This is a genomic window from candidate division KSB1 bacterium, from assembly GCA_022566355.1.
Classification (GTDB): Bacteria; Zhuqueibacterota; JdFR-76; order JdFR-76; family DREG01; genus JADFJB01.
In genome coordinates this window covers 57,009-64,656 of record JADFJB010000005.1, presented here as the reverse complement: position 1 = coordinate 64,656, position 7,648 = coordinate 57,009, and the positions used below count along the sequence as shown (strand labels likewise).

General features: G+C 34.0%; 8 protein-coding genes. All 8 read right to left on the bottom strand.

What is annotated here, in order from left to right; translation table 11 throughout:
- Nucleotides 1–126 precede the first annotated feature (126 nt).
- The 8 genes from IIC38_02135 to IIC38_02100 all read right to left on the bottom strand — a co-directional run bounded on the left by IIC38_02135 (nucleotide 127) and on the right by IIC38_02100 (nucleotide 7,638).
- The gene (locus IIC38_02135; protein MCH8124753.1) at nucleotides 127–1,287 is read right to left on the bottom strand and encodes a hypothetical protein; all 1,161 of its coding nucleotides are present in this window, start codon (nucleotides 1,285–1,287) and stop codon (nucleotides 127–129) included.
- Nucleotides 1,288–1,295: 8 nt separating this feature from the next.
- Entirely contained in the window at nucleotides 1,296–1,625 is a 330-nt protein-coding gene (locus IIC38_02130) for a LapA family protein (GenBank protein ID MCH8124752.1), read from the bottom strand.
- A gap of 298 nt (nucleotides 1,626–1,923) precedes the next feature.
- The gene (rpsA, locus tag IIC38_02125) at nucleotides 1,924–3,891 is read right to left on the bottom strand and encodes a 30S ribosomal protein S1 (GenBank protein ID MCH8124751.1); all 1,968 of its coding nucleotides are present in this window, start codon (nucleotides 3,889–3,891) and stop codon (nucleotides 1,924–1,926) included.
- Between the two features lie 211 nt (nucleotides 3,892–4,102).
- Complete coding sequence (locus tag IIC38_02120; protein ID MCH8124750.1) at nucleotides 4,103–4,651, bottom strand: 1-acyl-sn-glycerol-3-phosphate acyltransferase; 549 nt, start codon at nucleotides 4,649–4,651, stop codon at nucleotides 4,103–4,105.
- Nucleotides 4,652–4,834: 183 nt separating this feature from the next.
- Nucleotides 4,835–5,563 carry a (d)CMP kinase gene (locus IIC38_02115; protein ID MCH8124749.1) on the bottom strand — a complete coding sequence of 243 codons (729 nt, stop codon included), beginning with the start codon at nucleotides 5,561–5,563 and terminating at the stop codon, nucleotides 4,835–4,837.
- A gap of 56 nt (nucleotides 5,564–5,619) precedes the next feature.
- Nucleotides 5,620–6,327: an rRNA pseudouridine synthase gene (locus tag IIC38_02110; GenBank protein MCH8124748.1), complete on the bottom strand. Its 708-nt coding sequence runs from the start codon at nucleotides 6,325–6,327 to the stop codon at nucleotides 5,620–5,622.
- Nucleotides 6,317–6,901: an SMC-Scp complex subunit ScpB gene (scpB, locus tag IIC38_02105; GenBank protein ID MCH8124747.1), complete on the bottom strand. Its 585-nt coding sequence runs from the start codon at nucleotides 6,899–6,901 to the stop codon at nucleotides 6,317–6,319. The genes IIC38_02110 and scpB overlap by 11 nt, the downstream gene beginning before the upstream one ends.
- Before the next feature lie 5 nt (nucleotides 6,902–6,906).
- Nucleotides 6,907–7,638: a segregation/condensation protein A gene (locus IIC38_02100; GenBank protein ID MCH8124746.1), complete on the bottom strand. Its 732-nt coding sequence runs from the start codon at nucleotides 7,636–7,638 to the stop codon at nucleotides 6,907–6,909.
- Nucleotides 7,639–7,648 lie beyond the last annotated feature (10 nt).

Here is a 7,648-nt window from a genome sequence, read left to right as displayed (position 1 = left end):
ATTTTACAACTAATTTATACTTACGATTTTACTATTTCCTTTTTATGGAAATAGATCCCGTTGCGACGGGATGACAATTAGGAAATTTTAAGCTTAAAACTATAATTCATGAATTATCCAGGTTAATTACAAGTTAAAAGAATTCCAACTATTACATTCAGGACAATGCCATAAAGGATTGGAAGATTCATAACTACAAATGGAGCAAAAATATTTTTTTTGTGCTTTATTATTATGATCAGCTAATTCTAGCGCCGTTTTCAAGGCTAAATCCGAATTATCATTCTTAGAGTACAATTTTATTAACTTCAGTTTTGCTAATTGAGAATTAGGCTCAATATCTAACACCCCTTCGCATTGGCGAATTGCCCCGTTTAAATCTCCTTTCCGTTCTTTTAAATCGCTTAGCATTGTTGAGACATCAATGTTATTCGGAACTTTTTCATTTAAATCAATCAATATGTTTTCTATTTCACTGTAATTCCCTTTCGCGAACAACACTTCTTGTAATCGGTATAATACAAGGTGAGATTGAGCTGGTACGTGTTTAACAAAATCTACCCAAATTTTAATAGCATCAGAATAGCGTTCTTCTCTCACATAGGAGTCACCCAAAAATATATACCCAGAAGAGCAATTCGGATCTAATTTAATCGCTTCTCGTAATTGTATTCTACCGTCTTTCTCCTTTAGGTTTTTAAAAATAGACGACGCCATTTCGACTTTATATAATGCTAATTTTGAGTTTACTTTGGGTATTTTTTCCCATCTATCCAGATGTTTAAGGGTTTTAAATGCATTTCCCCAATCTTGTTTAGATTCGTAAATGAGCAATTCTTGTTTTTTAGCCCATATATTTCTAGATTCTATTCTAAATATTTGGTGAACGGTTTCTAAAGCCTTATCAAAATACATTGCCTTAACTAAATCCTTAACAAGACTCCGATAAATCTGCTTTTTTGTATCCTGACTAAGATTACGTCTTACTAACAATTCCCGATGAATTTTTATAGCTTTCTCTATTTTATCCTGCTTGCGAAAAATATCTCCCAATCTAATGTATGCATCAATATTTTCGGTATTTTGGTTTACGGATCGGTAAAATAATTTGACTGCATCATCAATATCTCCTTCAATATAAGCATTTAATGCTTTTATATAATCAGAAGAATCATTTTGGGTGTTAGTTTTACTTCTTCGAAGACTGAGGATAGTTACAATTATTACAAGAAAAATGATACTTACAACAGTGATAATCAAAAAATTATTCTGTGAAAAATATTCCATGGCAAGTCCTATTCGTCCGTAGCTTCTTCTGGCATATCAGTTTCGAAGGCTTCTTCAACAGAAAGATTGCGCAACCTGTTTAACTCATCTGTTAACAACTCATTTTGTTTGTTAAGCTTTCTACATTCGACTTTTAATTGCAATATTTTGAAAATGGAAACAAATAACCAAGTGAGTATTCCTAATGAAAATCCAAAATAAACAATTAAATACAGGGGCATTTCCGGTGAAGTCCAGTTCCATACATTAACGTGGGCCACTTGATGTTGATTTTGAAATGCAAAACCAAGTATAAGGATGATGAGCAACGCCCCTAAAATCCATTTTACTATCCACATGCTAATTTCTCCTCAAATTGAAATAAGTTATATAATTTGGAACAAATTGATTTGGTAATTTTGAGGTAACATCGGGGATCAAATTAATCTTTTAATCTCTCAAAAATTAGTAATTAAAATAACATTATTCAATTAAAAATCAATTCTTTTTGGATAGTAGATATGATAAAGCCGAACTTGCAAAATCAAAAGGTAATTTGAATAAATATTCTGGATTGAAATTATATTAAACCCAAAATAAAAAAGCCGCCTTAACAGAATCAAAGCGGCCCTTAATATTACAACAATTCAATAGATGCTATTCTTTTGAATCTTCTTCCGACCCCGTAGTTTCGGAGTTGGTTTTTTCTTCTGCTTCTTCTTTCTTTAATTTTGCTTTGGTTTTCTTTGGAGTCCCTGTTTCTGTTTCTTTTTCCTTTGTTTTTTGTTGTGCAGTTTTCGGCTTACTGTCTTGCTTGATATCGTCTTTTACAACGACATCCTCTTTTACCTCGATGTCGGCTTTAACTTCGGTATCATCTTTAACTTCTGGCGCTGCTTCCACTTGAGCTTCAGTTGTCTTTTCTGCAGCTTCTTGCTCTGTTTTCAGATTTAATTCTTCTAGACTTTTTTCCGATAGAACAATCCGTTTATTATTCTTATCAAACTCAATAACCGTAAGCTCTAATTCATCATCGATCTTATAGGCATCTGCGGTTCGTCGACGTCCCGATGAATCAATTCGTGTCAAATGTGAGATTGGCACAAAGCCTTCAACCTGATCAGGGATTTCGGTAACCAAACCTTTTTCGATGCACCTGGTGACAACCCCTTTCACTTGAATTCCCACTTTGTACTGAGTTTCAAGAATATCCCAGGGATTATCAAACAATTGCTTATACCCTAAAGAAATTCTTCTGTTCTCTCTTTCAATTGCAAGAACTTCAACTTCAATATTATCATTTTTCTTAATGACTTCGCTTGGGTGCCTGATTTTACGTGTCCAGGATAAATCAGAGATGTGAACCAACCCATCCACTCCGTCTTCAAGCTCGACAAAAGCACCAAAGTTAGTCAAATTTCTCACTACTCCATTATGACGTGTACCGAGGGGATATTTTTCTTCAATTTTGTCCCATGGATCCGGTTCAAGTTGTTTCAATCCTAAAGATATTTTCTGACCTTCTTTATCCACACTTAAAACAATAGTTTCAACTTCATCTCCCATTGAGACGACTTGGGAAGGATGTTTAATATGTTGTATCCATGACATTTCAGAAATATGGATAAGCCCTTCAATTCCTTTTTCAAGCTCAATAAACGCACCATAATCTGCAATATTAACAACTTTACCTGATATTTTCGTTCCAACTGTAAATTTATCTTCAATATTGTCCCATGGGTGAGGGGTTAATTGTTTGAGGCCCAGAGAAATTCTTGATTTATCTTCGTCGAAATCAAGAATAACTATTTCAATTTTCTCATCTAGCGATACAACTTCCGAAGGATGTCCGATTCTTCCCCAAGAAAGATCATTAATATGCAGAAGACCATCTACACCACCCAGGTCAATAAACACGCCAAAATTTGTTATATTCTTGACAGTTCCTTCTAACTTTTGACCCTTATCCAGATTCATAAGGATTTTTTCTCTAAGACCTTTCATATCCTCTTCTATCAGGACACGCCGAGAAACAACGATGTTCCTGCGAAGATGATTTACATTGACAATTTTGAATTCGAATTCTTGATTGACCAATGCATCAAAGTCACGCACAGGTTTAATATCTATTTGAGATCCTGGTAGAAAAGCTTCAACACCAATTAAATCGACAACCATACCGCCTTTAATTCTTCGGCTCACCTTACCTTTGATCACTTCATCTTTTTCATGAACTTCAATCACCTTATCCCAGGCTCTAACAAAATCGGCTTTTTTGCTGGAAAGAACTAACTGACCGTCTTTGTCTTCAATGTTGTCAATATAAACCTCAATTTCATCGCCTATATTGAGATCTTTGCTATTGCTAAACTCGTCAATGGGGACCAGGCCTTCAGATTTAAAACCAATATCCACAGATACATCTTTGGAATCAATTGAAATAATTCTACCTGAAACAATTTCTCCGTCAGAGAATTTATTTATTGTACTTTCATAAATCTGTTCGAATTTTTGATATTCATCTTGACTATATTCTTGTTCTTCAACTAAATCTTCTAATTTAACAGTTTCTACTTCACTGTTATTTTCAGTGCTCTCTTTACTCTCAGATTTTGTTTCTGCCATTATATCAATTTTTGTTTCTACCTCTTCAGGTTGGGCCGTTTCCTCAGCCAAACTTTCGGCTTCAGTTTCATTAGAATGTGTAGTTTCAGGTGTTTCAGTTTCCCCTTTTATTTGAACTTCTTTGGTAGTTATCTCCTCAGTATTTTGATCTTTTTCCTCTTTTGTCATATAACTTGAATCCTTATTTATTAATGGTTTAGGGTTAATAAATCTAGTTAATTATTGAATTTTTTAATTCTTTTACTGAATTCATCACATCGTTTGATATCATTGTATAAATTTCTTTAACCGGTAAATCCAAATCTTGATACTTTGAAATTGAGATCATTTGTCCGAATTTCACTGTTACTGCTGGCGATCTAAAAATCGCATTTTTCAAATTTAAACTACCATGAACATAAGTAGGTAAAATATCTACCTGGTTTATGTAAGAAAGCAGTCCAACACCTCTTTTAACCGGGAGAAATTTACCATCTCTACTTCTTGTTCCTTCAAAAAAGACTAACAGAGGTTTATAGTTCTTTAACATCCGTTTTGCATGTTTAATAGCTCCAATATCAAATCCTTTACGTGTTGTTGGAAATGCATTTAAATTCTTAGCAATAAAGCCAAGAACCGGCCAACTAAATATTTCTTTTTTGGCCATATAACACATCTCCACTGGGGCTGCACTACCAACAAAAAAAGGATCTAAATAACTTTGATGATTAGAGGCAACAATAAATCCTTGGTCTTTTTTCCAGTTATTGATCCCTATCACAGAGAAGCCAAACAGTATTCGGAATAGTATCCGGAGAAAATAAACGATAAGAAAATAATAATTACGCATTGTAATTGCAACAAAATAGTGTTAACATAATTTAACAATCGAAATAGGCAAGGTGTGAATCTTTTTGAGATTCCAACATTTATTTATTGACAAATATTCTGCTTGCCTGACAAATTATAATTTATCCGATCTATCTGCTATTTCTAATTGATGGCCATATTCTACTATTTTTTTGTAGAGCAAATTTACCTGTCCATCAATGGTTAAATTTGTTGTGTTGACTTCTACAGCACCTTCGGCTTTTATTAATGGACTCAACTCTCGTTCGAAGTCTATCTTATCTCGTTGATCGATTTCTGCAGCGATGTCTTCCAAGAGTCCAACTTCGCCTCTTTCTTTTTTTTCATTCCAGCGGCGTTTTGCCCGAGTTTGTAAATCGGCTGTCAAAAAAAACTTTAAATCCGCTTCAGGAAAAACAACAGTACCAATATCTCTTCCCTCGGCAACCACTCCCCCATCCCGCCCAAAATCTCTTTGCAACTTTACTAAATGCTCCCGAACATCCGGAATCTGGCAAACCCAGGAAACTTCTTTATCAACTTTTTTGGATCTAATTTCATTTGTAACATCAATTTCATCCAAATATATAGAAATATACCCATCCTTATTTTTTAAATCAATTTTTGCTTCCCTTAATAAAGAAATAATCTTCTCAACCTGCTCTTCTATTAATTTAGCTTGTATAACTTTCAAGGTTATTGCTCGATACATCGCTCCTGTATCTAAGTAAAGATAGTCTAATTTTCTGGCAAGCATTCCCGCAGTAGTACTTTTTCCTGATCCAGCTGGACCGTCTATTGTAATAATAAACCTCGGAATTCTAATATTGGAACTTTTTGCCATCCTATTACAAGCTCCTGATATTTAATGGAATTAACTCGTAATGAGTAACTATCTATTTAATTAAGTCTTACTAAATTCTTCAAATGAACAATTTCATTTCTATCAAGGAAACGCCATTCTCCAAGTTTTAAGTCGTTTACGCATAAGGATGCAAATTGCTCCCGAATAAGTGATGTCACAGAAAATCCCAAAGTTTTTAGCATTCTTTTGATTTGTCGATTTCGACCTTCATGCAGACTTAAGCGTATTTTTTTCTCACTGACTTTTTTAATATGATAGGCCTTAACAAGTAATTCATCGCCAATATCAACTCCATTTTCTAATTCCAAAATGGCTTTGTCGTCGATTTTTTTATTTAATCCAACTAAGTATTTTTTTTCAATTTCATATTTTGGATGAATCAAACGATTAATCAGTTCCCCATCATTTGTTAGAATAATAGTGCCCTGGGTATCTAGATCAAGTCGTCCTACCGGTACAATGCCAGATATTTTTGGAATTAAACTCATAACGGTAGGTCTATGAAATGGATCTGAAACTGTTGTAATGTAACCAGGGGGCTTATTCAATAAAAAATAAACATAATTTTTTGCCGGTTTAATCAAGCAATTGTCTAATTCAACCTTGTCTGTTTTTTCATCACACTGAGTCGCCAGTTTTCTAATAACTTCACCATTGATCTTTACCCGACCGGAAATAATTAACTTTTCCGCACCTCGTCTTGAAGTAACTCCACATTTCGCTAAATACTGGTTAAGTCTCATTTCCATCGGGTATTTGAGGCTGTTGAATCGTTTCTATTTTTTCCTCTTCTTCTCTGGCCTTCAGTAATGCTTCTATTTCTTCAAAGCTTGGTAATTCAGAATAATTTTTAAGTCCAAAATATTGTAATAATTCTTGAGTTGTACCGTACAAAAGCGGTTTTCCAACGGTGTCAGCTCGTCCCAGAATTTCAATCATTCCTCTCTCGAGTAGAGTACCGACAACACCATCCGAATTAACTCCCCTTATCGCTTCGACTTCAACACGTGAGACCGGTTGTTTATAAGTAATAACAGCGAGTGTTTCTAATGCTGCTTGTGATAGCCTAGGCCTTATTCGAGCAGCATTAAATTTTTTGATATACTCATGATACCCCGGACGTGTAGCCAATTGAAAACCTCCAGCAATTTCAAGAATATTTATTGCATGATCCTTATAAACTTCATTTAAGTCCGATATGCCATTTTCAATTTCTTCTTTCTTAAAATTTGGTAATAATAGAACAAGTTTATTCACTGTAACCGGTTTATCCGCAACAAATAATATAGCTTCAATAATTCGACTAATTTCGTTCATTTTGTTTAATTATTGGAACTAATCCCAAATATCCAAATTTCAGAAAACGGTTTTGATTGTCTTATTTGAATAATACTATTCTTGATGAGTTCTAGCATTGCGATAAATGTCGCAACCAGAACAGCACGAGTCTTGAGGTGAACTTCATCCATTAATTCCGAAAAACTCAATTGATCGCGGCTATTGATCAATGTTTTTATAAATTCATACTGTTCATCTACACTAATTGATGGAGTGTGTATTTGATGAATTGGCTGATTTTCGTACCTTAGAGTTACTTCACGAAAAGCACTTATTAAATCAAATAATGTAACTTGGCTAGAATCCAAACTTTGTTCTTCGTCTTCTAAAAAATCAAATTGATAGTTTTCCCTTTTATGTAATTTGCAATATTTATCTTCTCTTGTAGATAGTTCAAGCGCAATTTGTTTGTATTTACGATATTCAATTAATCGTTCAATTAATTCCTGTCTTGGATCAATTTCTTCCATTTCCTCTTCAATATCAGGTTTAGGTAACAGCAATTTGGATTTTATTCGAATCAGAGTAGCTGCCATTACAATAAATTCACTGGCAACTTCCAAATCCAGGGTTTGCATAATTTGGATATATTGCAAATACTGCTGAGTAATGAGAGCAATTGGAATATCATAAATATTCAATTCATTTTTTTTGAGCAAAAAAAGTAATAAATCAAGGGGGCCTTCAAAATTTTGTAGTTTAATGCGATATGCCATATGGATGCAA